This is a genomic window from Clostridium tarantellae, assembly GCF_009295725.1.
Taxonomy (GTDB): domain Bacteria; phylum Bacillota; class Clostridia; order Clostridiales; family Clostridiaceae; genus Sarcina; species Sarcina tarantellae.
Genome location: NZ_WHJC01000697.1, coordinates 1 through 294 on the forward strand (window position 1 = coordinate 1; position 294 = coordinate 294).

The 294-nt window shown below is 41.5% G+C and carries 1 rRNA gene; it reads left to right on the forward strand.

From position 1 onward, the window contains the following. Positions 1 to 169 precede the first annotated feature (169 nt). Positions 170 to 287: ribosomal RNA gene (gene rrf, locus GBZ86_RS16885) — 5S ribosomal RNA — on the forward strand. Positions 288 to 294: the final 7 nt, after the last annotated feature.

A 294-nucleotide genomic window follows, 5' to 3' on the forward strand; every position in this document is an offset into this window, starting at 1 on the left:
GTTGATAGGTCAGGGGTGTAAGCATGGTAACATGTTCAGCTGACTGATACTAATAGGTCGAGGGCTTGACCAAATAAAAGTAAACTTAATACTTAGTGCAATTTTGAAAGAATAAATCTTTCAAAAACTATTGACAAATATCAAGTGATTTGATATTATATGCATGTAATCTGGTGATGATGCTCCTAAGGGTAACACCCGTTCCCATTCCGAACACGAAGGTTAAGCCTTAGGAGGCCGATGGTACTGCACGGGAGACTGTGTGGGAGAGTAGGTGGTTGCCAGGTCATGGAT